This is a genomic window from Streptosporangium sp. NPDC049248 (assembly GCF_040678965.1).
GTDB classification, from domain to species: domain Bacteria; phylum Actinomycetota; class Actinomycetes; order Streptosporangiales; family Streptosporangiaceae; genus Streptosporangium; species Streptosporangium fukuiense.
In genome coordinates, this window is the sequence record NZ_JBFAQY010000001.1 from 571,004 (window position 1) to 592,722 (window position 21,719).

The window sequence follows — 21,719 nt, forward strand, 5'->3', positions numbered from 1 at the left end:
CGCCAGTCGGAGTGTGCGTGGACATCTGCTGGCCTTCATCGAGTATCTAACCTGGTGAAGTGATCGATAACGACCCATCGCGGCATAACTGCGTAATGCTTATGCGGTCAACGTAAAGCATGTCCTGTGCCCCCGGATGTCCCCGGATACAGAGGTCGGCCGCGTTCCCGTACCGATTCAGGGCCCACGGTGCGGGTCTGGGCGCCGGTCCGGCCCAGGGCGGCTTCCAGACAGGTGAGGAGTGCCGGGGGGTGAACTTCTCCGGTGCGGGGCGGGCGGGAGGAGTCGGCCGCCCGCTGTTCCGCCGAAGATCGAATGATGCCCGTTATCCGGCATCATTACGGTGTGATCGAGATGCCTGACACCGGCTGGTACGCGGTTCGATGTGTTTTCCGCTGGGGGGCGCCACACGACACCTACGAGGAACGGGTCACCCTGTGGAGGGCCGGTTCGTTCGACGAGGCCATTGTCATGGCGGAGCGCGAGGCCGCGAGGTACGCCACCGGTACCGCGTTCGAGTATCTGGGACTGGCGCAGGCGTACCGGCTGTCAGACGACGTGATCGAGCCGGGCACGGAGGTCTTCTCCCTCCTCCGGGACAGCGATCTCGAACCGGAGGAGTATCTCAGCACCTACTTCGACACCGGTGACGAGCGGCAGGAACAGACCTCGTAGGGCCGCGCCCGGTCGCCGGCGCCTGTTCACCCGCCGAGAGCGGCGGGGCCGCGCGGGTTTCCCGGCGAGCGTGCCCGTCACGACCGGTCGGCGGGTCAGAGTCGCGTGACGGATCCCGGGTCAGCCCGGGGAGGAACTCGGCTTGGGCGACGGAGGGGTTTTCGAGTACTCGGCGCACTTGGCGTCCCACTCGGGGATGCGGAGCAGTGCCGGGTTGGCGACACCGCTCTCGCCGCGTGCCCCGCTCGACGTGCTGGCGAAGGCCAGGCCCTCGACACAGATCCGGGCGACGTTGGGGAAGTTGTCGGCGTTGCGGAAGACCTCGATGTAGTCGACGTCGCCGACCCTGTCAGGCGCCGCGTTCTCCTTCCCACCGCGATCGCCCAGCTGGTCCGAGGAGCAACCGGTCAGCAGGAGGGCGGCGACAACCGCTCCTGTCCAGGCGACAGCCACCGAGCGTGCCATTAGTCACTCCCTGTAACCGGCAAGGTCATCTCGAATATCGGGCGCCGATCTTCCCGACACGGCCAGCATATCCACCGCCGGTCGGCGGTGATCGGCCGACGAATCCCCCATTGAGCCGATCTGGTGAACGGCACCGAAATCACCCTTGAGTCGTCCGCCGAACCCGCCGTGCCTCGCCGGCGGGCAGGAGGCGGGGGTGCCTCCTGCCCGTGGGTGGGCTAGCTGTAGACGCCGAACTCCCAGAGGGAGTGGCCGTACGCGGTGCCGCGCTGGGTGAGGTTCACCCGGACGTATCTGGCCGACGCGGTGAGGTCGATGGAGTCGAACCCGCCGTCGCCGGTCGTGGTCGAGTAGGCGTTGCTCCAGGTCGAGCCGTTGGCCGAGGTCTGGATCTGGTACGCCTTGCCGTACGCGTCCTCCCAGCCGAGTCGGACGTGCCTGATGGCGGTGGTCGCGCCGAGGTCCACCTGGATCCACTGCGGGTCGGCCCACTCGCTGGCCCAGCGGGTCGAGAAGTCGCCGTCGGTCGCCCGGCCGGGGGTGAACGGGCCGCCGTCACCGGTCGCCTGGTAGCTGGAGGCGGTGGTCGGCTTGCCGAGCGCCACGTTGGTTCCGGCGACCGCCGGCGGGACCACGCGGAAGGAACGTTGCTCGATGCCGACGTTGCCGTGCCCGTCGAAGGCGTACACGTACACCTTCCACACGCCCATCCGCTCCGGCGCGGTCACCGAGAACCTGCCGGGGCCGGTCTGGGTGAACCTGACGTGGTGGAAGCCGCGGTTGCCGTTGACGTGCTTGTCGCTGAACATCAGGTTGTGACGGATCAGGTCGTTGTCCGGGTCGGAGGCGGCGACCTCGACGGTGAAGGGCTTGCCGGCCTGGACCGCGGTCTGCGAGCCGACGGTCATCGAGGTGATCTCCGGGGGCGTGTTCGCCGAGGGCTGCCCGGTGTAGGCCGCCTTGAGGGCGTGGTAGCCGTGCCGGCGCCAGCCGCCGGTGGTGGTGTTGAGCCACACCCCGCCGAAGTCGTTCTCCAGGCCGTAATGGAACTCGGTGGCACCGAGCGCGACGCCGGTGTGGCCCTTGATCGCGTTCCAGCTGGCGGTGTACTGATCCCGCTTCCGCAGGTCGGTCGGCTCGTCGGGCACGCCGTTGACGTCGTTTGGAACCTCCCACTCGCCGTCCGGTCCCGCCTCGGTGACGATGTACGGCTTGGTGTACCCGCCGCTGACCCAGTCCTGCCTGACCGTGTGGATGGCGCCGTAGGAGTTGACCGCGAGCAGGTCGAGGGCGGGGGAGTGGGCCCTGTAGTAGGTCCAGGCGTGGGTGTAGGCGTCGGTGGAGGTGACCGGGTGGCCGGGGTCGGCGGCGTGGATCGCCTCCGCCACCTCGTTGACGAACTTGGCGTACGCCACCCGTCGCTGCTCGACCACGTCGGCCGGCAGGCCGTGGTCCTGCATGGTGAGGATGACCTCGTTGCCGACGTCCCACATGAGCACGCCCTGGCGGCCCTTGAGGGCGTTGACCCGGGCGACGATCTCGTTCTTCACGCTGGTCTTGTACGCGGTGTCGTTGACGTAGTCGGCGCCCTGGTTGAGCCAGTGCCCGACGATGACCTTGATGCCCTGCCGGGCGGCCCGATCCAGCAGGGCCGGGGTGTGGGTGTCGTCGACGCCCCAGGTACGGATCGTGTTGACGCCCATGGCCGCGAGGTCGCGCATGTAGCCGTCGGCCGCGGCCTGCGGCGGGCCGTAGGTCAGGCCCTTGATCACATACGGCGAACCGTTCACCTGGAGCTGCCAGTTGCCCTGCGAGCCGGTCACCCTGACCGTGCTCGGGCCGGCCGGGGTCGCCGGGTCGGTCATGGCGGCGGGGACGGTGCCGGTCTGCCTGGAGACCGAGACCCGGTCAACACTCAGCACGCCGCCCGAGGTGGTGGCGGCGGTCGGTGTGGTGACGCCCGCGAGCGCGTTGGGCAGCGAGCCGCCGATGGCCAGGTCGAGGCGGAGGTAGAAGCCGTGGTGCAGGGCGGCCTTCCAGGCGGCGACGCCGACCTGGCTCTGGCGCACGACCCAGGTCTGCCTGCCGTCGAGGTAGAAGCGGATCTCCTCGTCGGTCCTGGTGCGGTCGACGACCTGGGTGTACTCGTGGTAGCCGCTCTGGCAGCCGTCGCAGGTGGCGAAACCGCTGGTGCGGCCGTTGTACTCGTTGCACACCCCGTCGGGGGCGGTGCCGCAGTGCAGGGTGTTGGCCAGCTGGTCGCGGCCGTTGACGCCGGTCATGATGTCGGTCTCGCCGACCGAGGGCCAGTTGTTGTAGTCGCCGCGGTAGGCGGCGCCGGTCGCCCGGAAGCCCGGCCAGTAGCCGAGGGCGTTCGCGACGTCGGGCTGCTTGAGCCGGGCGCTGAACCTGAGCATCTCGCCGGGCCTGGGCTCGAAGTCGGTGCGCTGGGTCTCGATCCGGCCCGAGGTCCAGTTGCCCGCGCCGTCCTTGATCGCCTTGATGTTCAGGTTGCCGGTGCCGTCGAGGAAGACGTTGGCCGTCGAGGCGCTCATGGTCTCGACCTCGCCGGTGCCCCAGTTCGCGGCGCCGCCGGGGTAGGAGGTGCCGGTGCGCAGGATCCAGTCGGCGGCCGAGGGGGAGGTGCCGGCCGCTCCGTCGAAGTCGTCCTTCCACACCTCGGTCCAGGTGCCGGGCTGCTCGGGGCCGCCGGTGCTGCCGTAGATCTGGAACTCCCAGAGCGAGTAGCCGTAGCCGGTGCCCCGGGCGGTGCCGTACATCCGCACGTAGCGGCCGGTGCCGGTCACGTCCAGGGTCTGGGTGCCGCCGGTGCCGGTGGTGGTCGAGTAGACGTCGGTCCAGGACGTGCCGTTGCCGGAGACCTGGAGCTTGAACGCCTTGCCGTACGCGGCCTCCCAGGTCAGCACGGCACGGCTGATCGTGGCTGTGGCGCCGAGATCGACCTGGAGCCACTGCGGATCGCTGAACGCGCTGGACCACCGGGTGCCCGTCAGGTTGCCGTCGACCGCCGCCGCCGCCTCGTAGGCGGCGCCCTCGGACGACGAGGCGGTCGCCGTCCTGCCCTGTGACAGCAGGGTGTCGGCCGCCGCCGCGGGACTGACGAGCGCCAGACCGGAGACGACCAGGGCCGCGAGGGCGGCGATGACCAGAGCTGACCGGAATCGGCCCGAACCACGAGCTGGATGCACGATCTCTCCTCAGAAAGGGGATGCCTGCCGTCGACACGGCAGGGGGGAGAGCGCTCTCCGTAACCGAGGGTGCTGCCGGAGATCGAGCGGTGTCAAGGTCCTTCCTCGCGTGAGCCCGAAACGCGCCGTCGGAAACCTGCCCCCGGCCGAGACGCCCTCTCGGGGGCCGCAGGGGACGCACTCCATGTGTCACGAACATGAACGACGGGCTTCGGGTTGGCTGCCATCCCGCCTTGACAATCCGCAACAAAAGGGATCAACCTCATAGGAGAGCGCTCTCCGTGCCGCCGTTTCCGACGGCCACCCCCCACAGAAGGAGAGGCAATGCACCCATCCCGAAGCCCGGTCAGGCTCCGCCTGGGACTGGTCGTCGCCACGCTCACCGCGCTGGTCGCGGCCGGTCTGGCGATCATCGCCCCGGCCGCCGCGGCGGACGCCCTGCTCTCGCAGGGCCGGCCCGCGACCGCCTCCTCCACCGAGGGAGGCGGGTACGGTGCCGGAGCCGCCTTCGACGGCAGCGACGGGACCCGGTGGTCCAGCGTCGCCGCCGACCCGCAGTGGCTCCAGGTGGACCTCGGTGCCACCGCGACCGTCTCCCAGGTGGTTCTCAACTGGGAGGGCGCCTACGGCAGGGCGTTCAAGATCCAGGTCTCCGGCAACGGCGCGGCGCCGTGGACCGACGTCTACTCCACCACCGCCGGCACCGGCGGCACCCAGACCCTCGCTGTCTCCGGCTCCGGCCGCTACGTGCGGATGTACGGCACCGCCCGGGGCACCGGATACGGCTACTCCCTCTGGGAGTTCAAGGTGTACGGCACCGGCGGCGCCGGGAGCACCCCGAGGCCGAAGCCGACGTTCACCGACGAGGTGACCCACCACGAGTTCCAGGCCAACTGCTCCTGGACGGCGGACCGGCCGGACGACCCGATCGTCTACCCCGGCCTGCCCGGCGCCTCGCACATGCACACCTTCGTCGGCAACAACACGACCAACGCGAGCAGCACGGCCTCCTCGCTCCTCGACGGCGGTACCTCGTGCACCAACCCGCACGACAGGTCGGCCTACTGGTTCCCGAGCTTCTACAAGGGCGACCAGCTGGTCCGGCCGACCGGCGACCAGGTCATCTACTACAAGTCCGGCATCCTCGACTACTGGCAGGTGCAGCCCTTCCCGCAGGGTCTGCGCTTCGTCGTCGGCAGCCCGACCGCGACGCTGGCGGAGTTCCGCGACTCTCCCGGCACCGTCGAGGGCTTCGAGTGCGGCGACCTCTCCCACAGCTGGGACATCCCGACCTCCTGCGTGGCGGGCAGCCAGGTGAACGTCCGCTACCAGTCGCCGAGCTGCTGGGACGGCGTCAACCTGGACAGCCCCGACCACAAGAGCCACATGTCCTATCCCGTCGACGGCTACTGCCCGGCCGGCCACCCGGTGGCGGTGCCGATGCTGGAGTTCAAGATCGCCTTCCCCGCGAGCGGTGACCTGTCACAGGCGCGGCTGGCCAGCGGCCGCGGCTACACCTGGCACTACGACTTCTTCAACGCCTGGGACAGCCCCGCCATTCTCGACGCACTGGTGACCCACTGCATCAACGGTGGTCTCCAGTGCAACCCGCGTGGCTACGACCTGTACAAGCCGCACCGCGGCGCCGCCCTCACGGAGAACTTCGAGCTCCCCTGACCGCGAACGCCAGGTCCCGGCCCGGCGGCCGGGGCCCGGCACCCGCCCCTGACAGGAAAGGCCCAGATGAGACGTGCCGGCGCGATTCTCACCCTGCTCCTCGTGTCCGGCCCGGTCGCAGGCTGCGGTGCCCACTCCCCGGCGGCCGCGCCGGGCCACCGACATGAATCCCCGGCCCCGATCGTCTCCACCGCCCCGGCCGCCACGCCGGCGGCCGGTTTCAACACCACGGACACCGCGTGGCTCCAGTTGATGATCCCGATGGACGAGCGGACGCTGCCCCTGCTCGACCTCGGTGCCGAACGCGGGCACGACCCGGCGGTGCGGCGGCTGGCCGCCCGGATCAGGAAGGCCCATCTGGCCGAGCTCGAACGCCTCAGGGAGACGCTGGGACGTACCGGGCTGCCCGCGACGAACGTGCACGAAGGGCATGACATGCCGGGTATGGCCACCGCCGCCGACCTGGCGGCGCTGAGGAAGGCCACCGGCCCGGCCTTCGACCGGCTCTTCGCCGACCGCCTGCGCGAGCACCTCGACCAGTCGGCCGCGGTCGCCCGCTCCGAGCAGGCCGCGGGTGCCGACGAGGGGACGAGGGCTCTGGCCGCCGCCGTCGAGCGGACCCGCGCCGCGCAGCGCGACCTGCTCGACGGCATCCGCTGAACGGATCCCCGCCGTCGGGGCCACCGTTTTCGGACATTGACCATGCGCCGGCGGCATGACGTATTGGAGAGCGCTCTCCGGAAGTGATCTCCAACAGCGAAGGGAAACCAGGTGAGCATCGACGAGCTCGACCGACTGGTGGAGAAGCGGTGGACATCCCGGCGCGGGCCTTCCAGCACTGGTCTGCCGAGCACCACGGCCTGGCGGACCGAGGAGGGCGCCTTCGCGGTGCTCGCCGGACGCTCGGCCGCCGACCTGCCGTTGAGCGTCGGGGTGCTCGCCGGTGAGCAGGCGCCGGCCCTGCGGAAGCCCTCGGGAGAGCGCTCTCTCGTTGTGCTATAAAAGCTTATCGACGTACTCCCACAGCTGAGGCCGGGGGTCTCCACGCTTAAGGAGAGGCGATGGTGTCGGCACCCCCCACACTGGAGGATGTGGCACGGGCGGCGGGGGTCTCCCGGGCCACGGTCTCGCGCGTGATCAACGGAATTCGCAACGTCGATCTCGCGATCCAGGAGAAGGTCAGGCAGGCGATCGCCCGCACCGGCTACGTGCCCAACCAGGCGGCGCGCTCGCTGGTCACCCGGCGGACGGGGGCGATCGCCCTGATCGTCTCAGGGGCCGGCGGCGACGAGGAGAACCCGTTCCCCGGCCATGTCTTCGCCGACCCGTTCTTCGGGCGGGTGGCCGGAGGCGTCGTCGGTTTCCTGCGCCCGCTGGGCATCCACCCGATCCTGATGTTCGCCGACACCCCGGAGAGCCGCGACCAGGTCATCGCCTACCTGCGCCAGGGCAACGCCGACGGGGCCATCCTGGTATCCATCAGTGCCGAGGACACGCTGCCCGGACTGCTCGCCGAGGCCGCGCTGCCCACCGTGCTCTTCGCCAGGCCGGTCAGGCCGATCCCGATCAGCTACGTCGACGTCGCGCACCGGGCCGGGGGCAAGCTGGCCGCCGATCATCTCGTCGCCCGGGGCTGCCGCCGGCTGGCGACCATCTCCGGCCCGCTCGACGTCCCGGCCGGCCAGGACCGCCTGGCGGGCTTCCAGGAGGCGATGGCCGTCCACGGCCATCCCTACATTCCCTGTGTCGAGGGCAACTTCACGCTTGCCAGTGGCGAGGCGGCGATGGAGCGGCTGCTCGCCGAGCACCCCGACATCGACGGCGTCTTCGCGGCCAACGACCTGATGGCCCAGGGTGCCCTGCTGGTGCTGCGCCACCACGGGCGCCGGGTGCCCGACGACGTGGCCATGGTGGGCTTCGACGACAGCAGTGCGGCGCTGGTCTGCCGCCCGCCGCTCACCACGGTCCGCCATCCCGTCGAGGACATGGCCGCCGAGATGGGACGGCTGCTGCTGGCCCATATCGAGCGGCCGGACCACCCGGTGACCTCACGGATCTTCGAACCGACCCTGGTGGTCAGGGAGTCGGCCTGACCCTGGAGACCGCCACACCGGCGGAGGCGGCCGTGGTAGCCCGCCTCCGCCGGTATGGCGGGGCCGCCTACCGGTCGGCGAGGGGGGTGATCGCCTGGGCGGGCGGTGCGTGCTGGGGGCGGCTCGGCGGGGGGCCCATCGTCTCCGAGCGGGAGATCACCGTGAAGGAGGCATCGAGATGGGTGAGCTTCAGCAGCTTGAGGACCACGGGTGGCGCTCCGGCCAGGAGCAGCGGGGTGTCGTGCTCGTGTGCGTACCGCTTGATGCCGATCAGCGAGCTCAGGCCGCAGGCGTCGATGAAGGTGACCCCGGAGAGGTCGATGATGACCGTGCCGTGGCAGGCGTCGATGGCTTCCTGTACGCGGTCGGACAGTTCCGGCCTGGTGGCCAGGTCGAGCTCGCCGACCACCGTGATGACCACGAAGCCGCTCGCGTGTTCGCTCGTGAGTTGAAGTGCGTTCATCGCCCACTTCCCTGCAGGCTCACGTGAATGTACGTATCCGGCCGGGGAGTGTCACTCTGACGCCCGGCCTCAGCTCGTCCTCCAGGTCGCGTCTTGCCCGGCGCGAAGAAGGATGGACGATCTGAAGCCACGATACTCCCTAACGGTGCGAACCATCGCTTTCCGTGATCGTGTAGCTTCGAAGCGAAGTGTAGATGCCTACCCGTATATGTGCCAGCTATTCGAGGAAACAGTTTGCGGGTGGCGCGTGCCGGCCCTCGGCCGGAGGGCTCGAAAAGGGTTGGGACGGTGGTGCGAGAGTTGGCGAAGAGGGCGGTGATTCGGCTGGGAAAGGTGCTCTGAGCTGGGGTGATTCAGTTCGGCGAGTGGCTTGGGGCCAGCGCGTCCAGCGCCTCGCGCAGGCTGCCGCGTACCTCGAAGTGCCGGTCGAGATTGGTGATCGTCAGCAGGTGGGTGATCATGCCGGGGCCCACCACCAGGATGAGGCGGCAGTGGGCCTCCCTGAGCCGGGTGAGGGTGCCCACCAGGACGCCCAGCCCCACCGAGTCGCAGAACGGCACCTTGGTCAGGTCGACCACCAGGCCCGGGACGCCGGCGCCGTCCAGGACGCGGTCGATCTCCGCGCGCAGCCGGGGAGCGACGGCCAGGTCAAGCTCGCCTGTCGCCCGCACGACCGCGCAGGGGCCGCTGCGCCATGTCTGAACGTCGAATGTTGAGATCACGGTCATCACCTCCGTGCCTCGCTGACTGCCCTGGCCGAAGATTGTTATGCGTATAAGTCACTTTTTGCAGATGTTCTCCGTGGCCGTCCTCGCCGCCGGGGTCGCCGAAGGGGAGGCGGTCGGAGTCGCCGGTGCGGCCGACTCCTTCACGGTGACCTTCTTCGGCGGCTCGTGTTTCAGGCCGACGACCACCTCGATCGCGTCACCGAGGCTCTCCACCTGGCGCGACTCCGCGCCGGGCAGCGCGGCGGCGACGGTGCGCGCCGAGTCCTCGCGGCCCGGGCCGTACCGGACGACCGTCCTCTCGAAGCCCTTCTGCGGGGTGTTGCCGGCCGTCTCCGGCACCAGGAATCCGACCTTCTGCAGCTCGGCCCTGGTCTGCGCGCCCAGCCCCTTGATCGTGGTGCCGTTGAGAACCCGGAGGGAGATCCGCGCGGGCGGTACGGTCAGCGCGGGAGCCGAGGGGGAGGCCGAGGCGCTCGGGGTGGGCGTGGACTTGGCGGGTTTGGTCGGTTTGACGAGCGTCTCGTCGGCGGCGATCCGGCGGAACAGCTCCTTGGCCGCATCCTTGTCCCAGAGCACCGCGGACTCGCCGGTCGGCGTCCGGTAGTCGACGTCGGCGAGCGGGACCGTGGCGAAGGCCACGTCGTCCGTGGAGACGTCCTTGAGCTGGTCGGCCAGGCCGAGCAGGTCCTTGCGGAGCGCGTCGTCCACCCGGACCGTGTCGAGGGCGGTGTCGACGAACGAGGCCAGCCTGATCGGGTTGGTGAGCGTGTCGCCGCTCAGTGCCTGGTTCAGCAGCGCGGAGATCACCTGTTGCTGGCGGTCGATGCGGTCCAGGTCGGAGCGGGCGGTGGCGCGGGTGCGGGCGTAGGAGAGGGCCTTGACGCCGTCGAAGGAGTAGGTGCCCGGCTCCAGGTTGAGCGCGGTCTTCGGGTCGTTGATCGGGACCGGTGTGCAGACCGAGATGCCGCCGAGCGCGTCGACCACGTTGATGAAGCCGAGCACGTTGACCTCGACGTAGTGGTGGAGGGTCAGGCCGGTGGCCGCCTGCACCGTGCGTGTCGCGAGCTTCGGGCCGCCGAGCTGGTAGGCCGCGTTGATCTTGTGCTGGCCCTTGCCGGGGATCGTCGTCCAGGTGTCGCGGGGGAGGCTGACCACGGTGACCCTGCGGTGGTCCTCCGACAGGTGGATCACCATCATGGTGTCGGTGCGCTCGCCGCTCTCGCGGCCCAGCTTGAGCTGGTTCTGCTGCTTGCGGGTGAGATCGTCGCGCCTGTCGACGCCGACCACCAGGATGTTCATCGCGCCGGTGCTCGGCCGCGACTCCTGCAGCCCCGCGTCGACCGACTTGATCTTTGTCGTCGCGTAGTTCGTCAGCGCCCAGGTCACTCCGGAGCTGCCCAGGACCAGGCACGAGAGCGTGCCCGCGATGACGAGACCGCGTCGCCTGGTGCGGGCACCCCTGGCTGACCTGCGGTCACGTCTCGGGTTCAATCGGACGCTGCCGTAGGCGTCGCCGCCCACGTGCACACCCGAATCCTCATGCGGGTCACGCATGCATGGCCCCCTAGGCTCCTGCTGGGTCGATGAGGTACCCGTTCGTACAGTAGCGTGAGCGACGCCATGAAGCAGTTCCCCGACTCGCCCGCGCCGGCGTCGTCTTCCGAGACACGTGTCTGGCCTCCGATCTCCATCGTCATCCCGGTGCTGAACGAGGAGCGCCATCTGCGGGAGGCGGTGCGCCAGGTGTTGTCGCAGCGGTACGAAGGACCGATCGAGGTCGTCCTCGCGATCGGCCCCTCCCGCGACCGCACCCAGGAAGTCGCCGACGAGATCGCCGCCGCCGACCCCCGTGTGATCGTGGTCCCCAACCCCACGGGCCGCACTCCCAACGCGCTCAACGCCGCCATCGCCGCGTCGAGCAACAAGATCATCGCCAGGGTGGACGGCCACGCGATGCTCCCCGACGACTACCTCCGGGTCGCGGTCGAGACCCTTGAGGAGACCGGCGCGGACAACGTGGGCGGCATCATGGCCGCCGAGGGCGTCACGCCGTTCGAGCAGGCCGTGGCCCGCGCGATGACCTCCAAGATCGGTGTCGGCGGCGCCAGGTTCCACACCGGCGGCACCGCGGGCCCGGCCGACACGGTCTACCTCGGCGTGTTCCGCCGGGAGGCGCTGGAGCGGGTCGGCGGTTACGACGAGCACTTCCAGCGGGCCCAGGACTGGGAGATGAACCACCGCATCCGCGAGACGGGCGGCCTGGTCTGGTTCCAGCCCCGGATGCGCGTCTCCTACCGGCCGAGGCCCAACCTCAAGGCCCTCGCCAAGCAGTACTTCCACTACGGACGCTGGCGCAGGGTGGTCGCCCGCACCCACGAGGGCACGATCAACCTGCGCTACCTGGCGCCGCCGCTGGCCGTGCTGGCCATCCTCGCCGGCCTGGTGGTCTCCCCCTTCCTCTGGCCGGGCCTGCTGATCCCCGGCGGCTACCTGGCGGCGATCCTGGCCGGCTCCGCGGTCACCGGCAGCGGCCTACCGGCTCAGGCGCTCATCCGGCTGCCGCTGGTCTACGTCACCATGCACATGTCGTGGGGCTGGGGTTTTCTGACCAGTCCGAGAAGGCTCGGCAAGCCGGGCTGACCCACTTCACCGAGGCGGGAACCGGTCAGGGGCGGGCGTCGACCACCTGACCGGTGACACCGGAGGCGAGCACGTCCAGCGAGGTGCGGGCGACGGTGCGCGGGGCGTCGCTCCGCCCGGGGACGACGCAGTTGACCCGCACCCCGCAGCAGGCCCATTCCCCCGCCAGCGCCCGGGTCAGACCGGCCACCGCGGCACCCGCGGCGGAGCGCAGGCCGTCATCGGCGCCCTCGACCCGGGCGGGGGCGTGGAACAGCAGATGGCCCCGGGTCTCGCGAAGATGGGGGAGGGCGGCCCTGGCGATGTTGACCGGGCCCAGGTGGTGCACGTTCACGCTCTCGGCGATCGCGGTGTCGTCCACCGCGTCGAGCCGGCCAGAGGGCGCGGCTCCGGGGGCGTTGACCACGTAGTCGATCCCGCCCGCCTCCTTGGCGGCGTGGGCGAGCGCGTCGGTCACGGCGCCGGGGTCCTCGACGCGCACCCCTTCGAGCGCCCCGGGGAGGCCGGACGGCCCGGGGAAGCGGAACACGCGGGCGCCGTACTCTCCGGCCAGCTCCGCCACCTCGGCGCCCGCGCCGAAGACCACCACGGTCCTGCCCTCCATCGCCTCGCGCAGGGCGAGGGCCGAGGCGGCGGGAACGTCGCTCGCGGCGAGCCGCAGGAGCGTGTCGGCGATCAGGAGGTCCACCGGGTGGGTGACCTTCATGTTCCGCTCGCTGCCGGTCACCACGTGGATCGGCACGTCGGGCAGGTAGCGCAGCAGCACGCCGCAGTCGTCGGTGGGCGGCCGGTCGCCGAAGCCGGGGTCGGCGAAGGCCCGCTGGTACGCCTCGCGGATCACCGAGAGCCGGAAGCACTGCGGGGTCTGGACGCGGCGCAGGGTGGCGCGGTCGGGGACGTCACGGACGATCTCCCCGTCCGGCCCCTGCGAGGTCACCACGATCGTGTCGGAGCTCGGGATCGCCACCTCGACGGCCGAGCAGGTCCTCAGCGCCTCGACGCAGTCGGCGATGATCCTCCTGTCCGCCAGCGGGCGCACGGCGTCGTGCAGCAGCACGTCGCACTCCTGCGGCCCCAGGGCCCGCAGCGCCCGCCAGGTGGTCTCCGGGCGGCTCTGGCCGCCCTCCAGGACCTGAGAGACCTTCGCGAAGCCGTTCCGCTCGACGATCCGCTCCACCTCCCCGGTGAAGCCGGGCGCCATCAGCACGATGACCTCGTCGATCTCCGGTGCCTCCTCGAACAGGGCGAGGGTGTGCTCCAGGATCGTCCGGCCCGCCACCTCCAGCAGCTGCTTGGGGGTGCCGAGGCCGACGCGCCGGCCGACGCCGCCTGCCAGGACCACTCCGACGGTTCGAAGACGCGGTTCACGTTCGGCCAAGACCAGATTCCTTTGACAGTTCGGATATGGCGAGCGTAATGGGTGCGTACCTGATCGTCCGGCGCGCTCCCGTGCTATCCCGTCAAGATCTAGCTACCCTGAGTGCGCACTCCCCGATTCGTACGGTGATCCCGTCGGATACGAAGGAGCCCGGATTGCCTGACTCTCACGCCACCTCCCAGACGGCCGCGGTCGTGCTCGCCACCACCGAGGCGTCCGCGCTGCGCTGTCCCGCCGGAACGCTACTCGACAGGCTGACCGGACAGCTTGCCACACTCTCGGTGCGTGAGGTGCACCTGGTGGCCCGCTCCAGCGACATCATCCACGCGCCCGGCGGCACCCACATGATCGGGGCCGAGGGGTCACGGGGGCTCGCCGACGACCTGCGCAGGGTGGCGAAGGTGGCCCGCTCGTCCATCGGCCCCGTGCTGCTGGTCGCCGGTGACCTGGTGGCGCACACCGAGGCGCTGGCCATGCTCACCGAGCATCCGGCCCGTGACACCCGCGCACTGGTGAGCGAGGCCGACGGGGCCGCGCCGGGGCCGTCACGCCCGCCGGTCAGGATCGACGGCGGGAACGTGGTGGCCGCGGGCACCTCCTTCCACGAGGTGGGCGAGGCGGGCGGCACCTTCAGGGGCGCGCTCCAGGTGGGCGTGTCCGACCTGACGCGCCTCGCCGAGGCCGCCGAGGCGCTCGCCGAGCTCGCCGAGGCGGGCGGCTTCGGCCCGATGGAGGGCGGCGAGGCCCCGCAGCTGCTCCTGGTCGGCCTGGTCCGCGCCGGTGTCCCGGTGCGCGCGGCCGGGCTCGGCCGGCTGCACGGCGACCGGATGGTCGAGCAGGCGGACGTGGACTCGGCGGTGCCGAGGCTGGCGGAGGTCGACGAGGCCGAGGCCCGGCTGGACGGCGCGGTCAAGACCAACGACGGCTTCTTCGCCACGTACGGGGTGAGCTCCTGGTCCAGACACCTGGTGAAGCTCGCCGCCGGACTCGGCCTGACGCCGAACGCGATCACCGGCATGTCCGTCGGCCTGGCCGCGCTCGCCGCGATCTGGTTCTCCACGGGCACCCGGCAGGCTCTGATCGCCGGGGCGGTACTGCTCTACCTGTCGTTCGTGCTCGACTGCGTCGACGGCCAGCTCGCCCGCTACACCCGTGCCTTCTCACCGTTCGGGGCCTGGCTGGACGCCACCTTCGACCGGGTCAAGGAGTACGCCGTCTACGTGGGCCTCGCCTTCGGGTACGCGGCCGGGCTGGACGCCACCGGCGGCGGACCCGACGGCATCTGGGGGCTCGCGGTGGCCGCGATGATCCTGCAACTACTCCGGCACATGATCGATTTCTCGTACGCGGGGGCGCGCGGCGACGCGGCCCGGGTGGGCGCGGCCTGGGCCAGGACACCGGGCTCGCTGGGCGACCCGGCCGACGACGCCAGACGGCCGGTGCCGCTCCGCGAGCCGGAGCGGCGAGCCGCGCCGGCGGGTGCCGGTGCCGTGCGGGCCGCGGACGGCGGGGCCGGGCAGGACACCGGGAGAGCGGCCGGGGACGGCGGCGGGCCGGGCATGGGCAACGCGATCGTGCGGCTCTCGCGGACCATGGAGAAGGCGTCCCCCACCCGCTGGTTCAAGAAGATCATCGTGCTGCCCATCGGAGAGCGGATGGCTCTGATCGCGGTGACCGCCGCCCTCTTCAACGCCCGGGTGACCTTCGTCGCGCTGCTGGTCTGGGGCGGGATCGCCGCGACCTACACCCTCGCGGGCCGGATGGGCAGGTCGTTGAGCCGGTGACCGGAGACGACGGGCGGGCGGCAGGGCGGGGTGGACCCGCCACGGGACGGAAGAGCCCGGGGCGGCGGCTCCCGCCGAGTCGGCCTGCCAGGGGGCAGGCGGTGTCCGTCGCGGGGCGGGCAGGAACGGTCGGGATTTCCGCGGGGCGGCTGGAAGAACGGATGTGATCATGGTTTCTGTGCATATGGCGCCGGTGCCGCGTAGTGCCGTGGTCGCCTACCGGGACGACGGGGTGCCGTCGAGGGCCATGGGCGCGCTGGTCGCCGGGCAGCTACCGCCGCTGCCGCCCGCCATCGTCGGGATGTTCGTGACCGGGGTGCTGCTGCTGGTCGGCGTGGCAGGCACCGACGGGCCGGCGGTCTTCGCCCCCGCGGTGGCGCTGCTGCTCGCCGGTCCGGGCAGCTCCCACCCGCACGACGGCCGGCTCGACTGGCTGGTGCCGCCGATCCTGCGCCTCACCGAGTACGGCTTCGTGGCCTCGGTGGGTTTCGCGCACGACGTGCCGCCGTGGTTGATCCTCCTGCTGCTCGGCGCGATGGCCTTCCATCACTACGACGTCGTCTACCGCCTCCGGCAGCGGGTCTACCCGCCGACCTGGCTGGCCACATCCGGCCTCGGCTGGGACGGCAGGATGCTGCTGGTCGCCCTCGGCGGCCTCGCCGGGCAGGTCACGCTGATGTTCGTGCTGCTCTCGCTGTACCTGTGGTGCCTTTTCGGCTGGGAGAGCATCACCTGCTGGCTGGCCGCCCCGAGGTTCGGGATGGACGCGGCCGACCTCGGCGCACACGATTGAGAACGCCCGGCAAACCCTCGATTACACGATCAGGGCCTGAAGGCAACTAACCTTTGGGGCCTAGGAGTGCCCGCCGGGAGGCTCTCACCCGAATGAGGAGTGCGCGTTGCTGGGAATGGTGCTGGCCGCCGGGGCCGGACGGCGTCTGCGGCCGTACACGGACACGCTGCCCAAGGCGCTCGTGCCGGTCGACGGCGACACCACGATCATGGACATCTCGCTGCGCAACCTCGCGGCGGCCGATCTCCGCGATGTCGTGGTCATCGTCGGCTACCAGGCACAGGCCGTACACGAACGCAAGGCCGAGCTGGAGCGGCGGCACGGCGTGAAGCTCACCCTCGTGCACAACGACAAGGCCGAGGAGTGGAACAACGCCTACTCCCTGTGGTGCGCGCGCGACTACTTCGACCAGGGTGTGCTCCTGGTCAACGGTGACACGGTGCACCCCGTCTCGGTGGAGGAGACGCTGCTCTCCGCGCCCGCGACCACCGACATCCTGCTCGCGGTCGACGACGTCAAGAAGCTCGCCGACGAGGAGATGAAGGTCACCCTCGACGGCGGCCGTCACCTGCGGCTGATCACCAAGCTGATGGACCCGGCCGAGGCCGCCGGTGAGTACATCGGCGCCACGCTCATCCGTCCCGGCATCGGTGAGCGCCTCGCCGACGCCCTCCAGGCCACCTTCGAGCGCGACCCGCAGCTCTACTACGAGGACGGCTACCAGGAGCTCGTCGCCCGAGGCGAGAAGATCGCGGTCGCCCCGATCGGCGACGTTCCGTGGGTCGAAGTAGACAACCACGACGACCTCGCCAAGGCGCGGGAGATCGCGTGCCGATACTAGCCAGGATGCTCCCGGCCCCCCTGTCCATGGAGGTGCGCCGGGGCGCGATCGCCCAGCTCGGATCGTTGCTGGCGGACAGCCGGGTGGCGACCTCCGGGCGGGTGGCGGTGGCGGTGGGGCCGGGCCAGGGAGACCGGATCACCTCGGTGATCGCTCCCTCACTCGACGAGGCCAGGTTCTTCCGGGTCCCCGACGGCTCGGTGGACGAGGCGGTCTCGCTCGGCGCCGAGCTGCGCAAGGGCGCGTACGAGGCGGTCGTGGGCATCGGCGGCGGCAAGACCATCGACGTGACCAAGTACGCCGCGTCGCTGGCCGGGATCCCGATGGTGGCGGTGGCCACGAACCTGTCGCACGACGGGATCTGCTCGCCGGTGGCCTCGCTGACGCATGACGGCGGCAAGGGCTCCTTCGGTGTGCCCATGCCGCTGGCCATCATGGTGGATCTCGATTTCGTCCACGACGCGCCCGCCTCGCTGGTCCGTTCCGGGGTCGGCGACGTGGTCAGCAACCTCTCGGCGATCGAGGACTGGCAGCTCGGCGCGAGCGAGCGCGGCGAGCCGATCGACGGCCTGGCCTGCGCGATGGCCCGCACCGCGGCGGAGGCGGTGATCGGCAGGGCCGACTCGATCGAGGCCGACGCGTTCCTGACCGTGCTGGCCGAGGCGCTCATCCTGTCGGGCATGTCGATGGTGGTCGCCGGATCTTCCCGTCCTTCGAGTGGCGGAGACCATGAGATCCTGCATGCCGTGGATCAGCTTTTTCCCGGCACCTCCAACCACGGCGAGCTCGCCGGGATAGGTGCCGCGTTCTGCTTCTTCCTCCGCGAGGACTCACGGAGGCTCAACCAGGTCGTCGACTGCCTGCGCGGGCATGAGCTGCCGGTCAGCCCCACCGACGTGGGGCTGACCGCGGCCCAGTTCACCGAGGCGGTCATGCTGGCGCCGGCCACCCGTCCCGGCCGCTACACGATCCTTGAGCACCTGCGTCTGTCGGAACCGGAGATTCGCGATCGGGTGGAGGATTATGTCCGGGCCGTCGGTCGCTGAGCTCCGTGCGGTGGCCCAGCCGCACTCGACCATGGAACGCAACAGCGGCGAGCACTGGGCCGGCGTGCTCTACATGCGCAAGTTGTCGATCTACGTCACCTGGTTCCTCGCCAAGACGCCGATCACGCCCAACCAGACCACCTGGCTGATGATCCTCACCGGGCTGCTGGCCGGAGCGGTGCTCGCGCTGCCCGGCCTCTGGGCCGCCGTGCTGGCGGCACTGCTGGTCCAGCTCTACCTGCTGCTCGACTGTTCCGACGGCGAGCTGGCCCGCTGGACCCGGCGCACCTCCATCACCGGTGTCTACCTCGACCGGGTCGGCCACTACTTCGCCGAGGCCGCCCTGCTCATCGGGCTGGGGTTCCGGGCGTCGGAGATCCTGCCCGACTGGTACACCGTGGCGGGTTTCGCCGCCGCGCTCGGCGCCATTCTGATCAAGGCGGAGACCGACCTGGTCGACGTGGCCCGCGCCCGCTCCGGGCTGGTCGCGGCGAGCGAGGCCTCGGCCGAGCACTTCCAGTCGCGCGGTCTGGGCCTGGCGCGTAAGGCCGCCGCGGCGCTGAGGTTCCACCGGATCGTGCAGGCGGTCGAGCTGTCCCTCCTCGTCGTGGTCGCGGCGATCTGGGACGCGATCAACGGAGGGTCGGCCGCGACGAGGGTGCTCGTGGTGGCCTGCGTGGTCGTCGCGGTGCTGCAGATGATTCTGCATCTGATCAGTATTCTGGCGTCCAGGCGGCTTTCATGAGGAACCGGATGGCGTCCGGGCGCGTCGTAGGTGCGAACACCTTACTGTTTGGCAGGTGTTCGCCGACGGTTCCGATACGCTTGTTTCCCGGTAAACAAGGAAGCATTGACCCCGCCAGAATTGCCCGATCCAGCAGACTCGGTGATCATGAACGTATGCTCCGTACGTGCTTTCGACGCGTCAAGGCGATGACCCGTTGAAGATCTCGTGCGTCATCCTCACCATGGGCAACCGGATCCCAGAGCTGGACCGGGCGGTCGAGTCCGCGCTGAACCAGGTCGACGGCGACGTCGAGGTGGTCATCGTCGGTAACGGCACCGATGTCCCCGAGTTGTCGGCCACCGTGCCCGAAGGGTCCTCGGCCTCGATCAGAAGCGTGCGGCTGAGCCACAACACGGGCATTCCCGCAGGCCGCAACCGCGGCGTCGAGGAGTGCACGGGCGATGTCGTCCTCTTCCTCGACGACGACGGCTGGTACGCCGACCAGTGGCTCGTCTCCCACCTGCGGGAGCGCTTCTCCACCGAGCACGACCTCGCGGTCGTCTCCTTCCGGGTGAAGGACCCCGACGGCGGCATCGGCCAGCGCCGCCACGTTCCCCGCCTGCGGGCGGGCGACCCCGAGCGATCCTCCCCGGTCACCACCTTCCTGGGCGGCGCGTGCGCCATCCGCAGGTCGGCGTTCCTCCAGGTCGGCGGGCTTCCCGAGCGCTTCTTCTACGCCCATGAGGAGACCGACCTGGCCTGGCGGCTCCTCGGCGAGGGCTACCGCATCGAGTACGACGCCAAGACGGTCATGTACCACCCGCAGGTCCCGCCGACCAGGCACACCGACTTCTACCGGCTCAACGCCCGCAACCGGGTCTGGCTGGCCCGCCGCAACCTTCCCTGGGTGCTCGCGACGCTCTACCTGCTCAACTGGAGCGTGCTGACCCTGATCCGCGAGCGCTCGGGGCCCGCCCTGCGCGCCTGGTTCAAGGGCTTCGGCGAGGGGCTCAGGGAACCCGCGGGGGAGCGCCGCCCGATGGGCTGGAAGACCGCCTGGCGCATGCTGCGCCTCGGCCGCCCGCCGATCGTCTGAGTCCGGTCCGGTATGGACGTCTACACCCTCGGCGAGGCCTTCGGCGTGGTCACCAGCGGCCGGATCCGCCATGAGCACGAGGCCAGGCTGGACGTCGCCGGAGCCGAGTTCAACGTCGCGATCGGGCTGTCCAGGCTCGGCCACCGGGTGAGCTGGCTGGGCAAGGTCGGCGGTGACGAGCTGGGGTCCAGGATCCTCACCGTGCTGCGCGGCGAGGGGGTGGACGTCTCCGACACCCGGGTGGACGAGGGATCGCCGACCGGGATGCTCCTGAAGGAGACGAGGCTCGGTCAGGCCGCCAGGGTCACCTACTACCGCACGGGCGCCAGGCTCGCCCAGGGGAACGTTCCCGTCGACCGGGTCGCGGCCTCGCGCGTCCTGCACGTCAGCGGGATCACCGCCGCGCTGAGCGCGCGCGACGCCATGCACGCCGCGGTACGGGCCGCGCGGACCGCGAGGGTCCCCGTCTCGGTGGCGATCGACTACCACGACCAGCTCTGGCCCGACCTGCGGGAGGCCGAGGAGACTCTCAGCGTGCTGGCCTGCTCGGCGGACGTGCTGTTCGTCCGGCAGAGCGAGCTCGACCTGGTCAAGCCCGCGCTCGCCGGAGACCGCGAGGTCATCGTGATACGCGGTGCCCGGGGGGCGAGCGTCCGGGTCGACGGCGTCCGTCATGACGCCGCCGGCGTCTCCGCGCCGGTGGTCGATCCCAACGGCTCAGGGGACGCCTTCGTCGCGGGCTATCTCAGCGCGGCGCTGGAGGGACTGCACCCGACCGACCGGCTGCGCCGCGGGTTCCTGCTCGCGGCCTTCGCCTCGTCCGGCCCCAGCGACTGGCAGGGCCTCCCGACCAGGGCCGAGCTGCCCCTGCTGGAACTCGACGGCTGACTCCGTACCCGACCCGCCAGTGGGCCGGAGCCGTTCACCCGGTCGTTATCGGGTCGCTCGCCGCCCTCCGTTGAGTGATCATTGACGTATGTCCGCACGTGAGATCGTTGTGCTCGGTTCCGCCAGTGCGGTTCCCACCCGTACCCGTAATCACAACGGCTATCTGCTGCACTGGGACGGACAGGGCCTGCTGTTCGACCCGGGAGAGGGTACGCAGCGGCAGATGATCCACGCCGGGCTCAGCGTGCACGACATCGACTGGATCTGCCTGACCCATTTCCACGGCGACCACTGCCTCGGAGTGCCGGGAATCGTCCAGCGGATGTCACGTGACGGGGTGGCCGAGGCGAACGCGGCCTTCCCCGCCAGCGGTGCGCTCTACTGGGAGCGGCTGCGGCACGCGACGATCTTCCACGACACCATCCGGATCCGCGAGCAGCCGCTCGGCGGCTCCGCGGTGGAACTCGACACCGCCGACGCGCCGTTCACCCTGACGGCCCGCCGGCTCGACCATCCGGTGGAGGCGTACGGCTATCGCCTGGTCGAGCCCGACGGCATCACCATGCTGCCGGACGAACTCGCGGCCCGAGGCGTGCACGGCCTCGCCATCCGCCGGCTGCGGGAGGACGGCCAGGTCACCGCTCCGGACGGTACGGTGGTGACCCTGGGCGAGTGCAGCGTGCATCGCCCCGGGCAGCGGTTCGCCCTCATCATGGACACCCGCCTCTGCGACCCGGTCTTCGAGTTGGCCGACGGGGTGGACCTGCTGGTCATCGAGTCGACCTTCCTGGACGAGGACGCCGCGCTGGCCCGTGACTACGGCCACCTCACCGCCGGCCAGGCCGCCAGGGTCGCCGCCGAGGCCGGCGTCCGGCGGCTGGTCCTCACCCATTTCTCCGAGCGGTACCGCGCCGAGGACGAGCACCGCTTCGCCGACCAGGCGGCCGCCGTGTTCCGTGGCGACGTCGTCGTCGCCCACGACCTCGACCGCATCCCGGTCCCGCCCCGCAGACGACCGTGAACACCGGGCCAGGCCGCGGGCATCAGGTTGCCGGGGCCTCGGTCCGGGGCGGTTCCCAGGTCCAGGTGATCGTTCATGGTGCGAAGGTCACGGCGAGCGGACAGGCTGGAGGTGTGAACACCCGGTCGCGGTACGCCGGTCGCCGTGTTCACCTCGTGCCTGCCGACCCGAGTGAGCCGACCGGGCCTGTCGCGG

The 21,719-nt window shown here is 70.5% G+C and carries 20 protein-coding genes; 14 read left to right on the forward strand and 6 right to left on the reverse strand.

Annotated elements, in window-relative coordinates:
• Positions 1 to 345 precede the first annotated feature (345 nt).
• Complete coding sequence (locus tag AB0K21_RS02675; RefSeq protein ID WP_343981231.1) at positions 346 to 675, forward strand: hypothetical protein; 330 nt, start codon at positions 346 to 348, stop codon at positions 673 to 675.
• A gap of 120 nt (positions 676 to 795) precedes the next feature.
• Here AB0K21_RS02675 and AB0K21_RS02680 read toward each other — a convergent pair whose 3' ends face one another.
• The gene (locus tag AB0K21_RS02680) at positions 796 to 1,140 is read right to left on the reverse strand and encodes a hypothetical protein (protein WP_343981228.1); all 345 of its coding nucleotides are present in this window, start codon (positions 1,138 to 1,140) and stop codon (positions 796 to 798) included.
• A gap of 218 nt (positions 1,141 to 1,358) precedes the next feature.
• Positions 1,359 to 4,349 (reverse strand): discoidin domain-containing protein, encoded by a 2,991-nt coding sequence (locus AB0K21_RS02685; protein WP_364147264.1) that lies wholly within the window; start codon positions 4,347 to 4,349, stop codon positions 1,359 to 1,361.
• A 324-nt stretch (positions 4,350 to 4,673) separates the two neighbouring features.
• Between AB0K21_RS02685 and AB0K21_RS02690 the strand changes: the two genes are divergently transcribed.
• The 4 genes from AB0K21_RS02690 (at position 4,674) to AB0K21_RS02705 (ending at position 8,119) form a co-directional block, all read left to right on the forward strand.
• Positions 4,674 to 6,026 carry a DUF1996 domain-containing protein gene (locus AB0K21_RS02690; RefSeq protein WP_364147267.1) on the forward strand — a complete coding sequence of 451 codons (1,353 nt, stop codon included), beginning with the start codon at positions 4,674 to 4,676 and terminating at the stop codon, positions 6,024 to 6,026.
• Between the two features lie 66 nt (positions 6,027 to 6,092).
• Positions 6,093 to 6,686, forward strand: a complete 594-nt coding sequence (locus tag AB0K21_RS02695) for a DUF305 domain-containing protein (RefSeq protein ID WP_343981218.1) — start codon at positions 6,093 to 6,095, stop codon at positions 6,684 to 6,686.
• Positions 6,687 to 6,797: 111 nt separating this feature from the next.
• A complete protein-coding gene (locus AB0K21_RS02700) occupies positions 6,798 to 7,028 on the forward strand; it encodes a hypothetical protein (protein ID WP_343981215.1) in 231 nt (76 codons plus the stop codon).
• Between the two features lie 59 nt (positions 7,029 to 7,087).
• On the forward strand, positions 7,088 to 8,119 hold the full coding sequence (locus AB0K21_RS02705; RefSeq protein ID WP_364147270.1) for a LacI family DNA-binding transcriptional regulator: 1,032 nt from the start codon (positions 7,088 to 7,090) through the stop codon (positions 8,117 to 8,119).
• A 67-nt stretch (positions 8,120 to 8,186) separates the two neighbouring features.
• Here AB0K21_RS02705 and AB0K21_RS02710 read toward each other — a convergent pair whose 3' ends face one another.
• From AB0K21_RS02710 to AB0K21_RS02720, 3 genes are all read right to left on the reverse strand, one after another.
• Positions 8,187 to 8,582 (reverse strand): STAS domain-containing protein, encoded by a 396-nt coding sequence (locus AB0K21_RS02710; protein ID WP_364147273.1) that lies wholly within the window; start codon positions 8,580 to 8,582, stop codon positions 8,187 to 8,189.
• A 353-nt stretch (positions 8,583 to 8,935) separates the two neighbouring features.
• Positions 8,936 to 9,304, reverse strand: a complete 369-nt coding sequence (locus tag AB0K21_RS02715) for an STAS domain-containing protein (protein WP_343981205.1) — start codon at positions 9,302 to 9,304, stop codon at positions 8,936 to 8,938.
• 57 nt (positions 9,305 to 9,361) lie between these two features.
• On the reverse strand, positions 9,362 to 10,864 hold the full coding sequence (locus AB0K21_RS02720; protein WP_364147276.1) for an LCP family protein: 1,503 nt from the start codon (positions 10,862 to 10,864) through the stop codon (positions 9,362 to 9,364).
• A 66-nt stretch (positions 10,865 to 10,930) separates the two neighbouring features.
• On the opposite strand from AB0K21_RS02720, the gene AB0K21_RS02725 reads away from it, so the two are divergent.
• A complete protein-coding gene (locus AB0K21_RS02725) occupies positions 10,931 to 11,950 on the forward strand; it encodes a glycosyltransferase family 2 protein (protein WP_364147606.1) in 1,020 nt (339 codons plus the stop codon).
• A gap of 25 nt (positions 11,951 to 11,975) precedes the next feature.
• On the opposite strand, the gene AB0K21_RS02730 is transcribed toward AB0K21_RS02725, so the two are convergent.
• The gene (locus AB0K21_RS02730; RefSeq protein ID WP_364147279.1) at positions 11,976 to 13,328 is read right to left on the reverse strand and encodes a bifunctional cytidylyltransferase/SDR family oxidoreductase; all 1,353 of its coding nucleotides are present in this window, start codon (positions 13,326 to 13,328) and stop codon (positions 11,976 to 11,978) included.
• A gap of 155 nt (positions 13,329 to 13,483) precedes the next feature.
• Between AB0K21_RS02730 and AB0K21_RS02735 the strand changes: the two genes are divergently transcribed.
• From AB0K21_RS02735 to AB0K21_RS02770, 8 genes are all read left to right on the forward strand, one after another.
• Positions 13,484 to 15,112: a CDP-alcohol phosphatidyltransferase family protein gene (locus AB0K21_RS02735; RefSeq protein WP_364147282.1), complete on the forward strand. Its 1,629-nt coding sequence runs from the start codon at positions 13,484 to 13,486 to the stop codon at positions 15,110 to 15,112.
• A gap of 169 nt (positions 15,113 to 15,281) precedes the next feature.
• Positions 15,282 to 15,905, forward strand: a complete 624-nt coding sequence (locus AB0K21_RS02740) for a DUF5941 domain-containing protein (RefSeq protein WP_343980393.1) — start codon at positions 15,282 to 15,284, stop codon at positions 15,903 to 15,905.
• Between the two features lie 106 nt (positions 15,906 to 16,011).
• Positions 16,012 to 16,746 (forward strand): phosphocholine cytidylyltransferase family protein, encoded by a 735-nt coding sequence (locus tag AB0K21_RS02745; RefSeq protein WP_030907488.1) that lies wholly within the window; start codon positions 16,012 to 16,014, stop codon positions 16,744 to 16,746.
• Between the two features lie 5 nt (positions 16,747 to 16,751).
• Entirely contained in the window at positions 16,752 to 17,792 is a 1,041-nt protein-coding gene (locus AB0K21_RS02750) for an iron-containing alcohol dehydrogenase family protein (protein ID WP_030907485.1), read from the forward strand.
• A complete protein-coding gene (locus AB0K21_RS02755) occupies positions 17,770 to 18,537 on the forward strand; it encodes a CDP-alcohol phosphatidyltransferase family protein (RefSeq protein WP_343980387.1) in 768 nt (255 codons plus the stop codon). Before AB0K21_RS02750 ends, AB0K21_RS02755 begins: the two co-directional genes overlap by 23 nt.
• 196 nt (positions 18,538 to 18,733) lie before the next feature.
• Positions 18,734 to 19,615 (forward strand): glycosyltransferase, encoded by an 882-nt coding sequence (locus tag AB0K21_RS02760; RefSeq protein WP_343980403.1) that lies wholly within the window; start codon positions 18,734 to 18,736, stop codon positions 19,613 to 19,615.
• A 12-nt stretch (positions 19,616 to 19,627) separates the two neighbouring features.
• Complete coding sequence (locus tag AB0K21_RS02765; RefSeq protein WP_343980385.1) at positions 19,628 to 20,503, forward strand: sugar kinase; 876 nt, start codon at positions 19,628 to 19,630, stop codon at positions 20,501 to 20,503.
• Between the two features lie 88 nt (positions 20,504 to 20,591).
• On the forward strand, positions 20,592 to 21,524 hold the full coding sequence (locus AB0K21_RS02770; RefSeq protein ID WP_343980382.1) for a ribonuclease Z: 933 nt from the start codon (positions 20,592 to 20,594) through the stop codon (positions 21,522 to 21,524).
• The last annotated feature ends 195 nt before the right edge of the window (positions 21,525 to 21,719 follow it).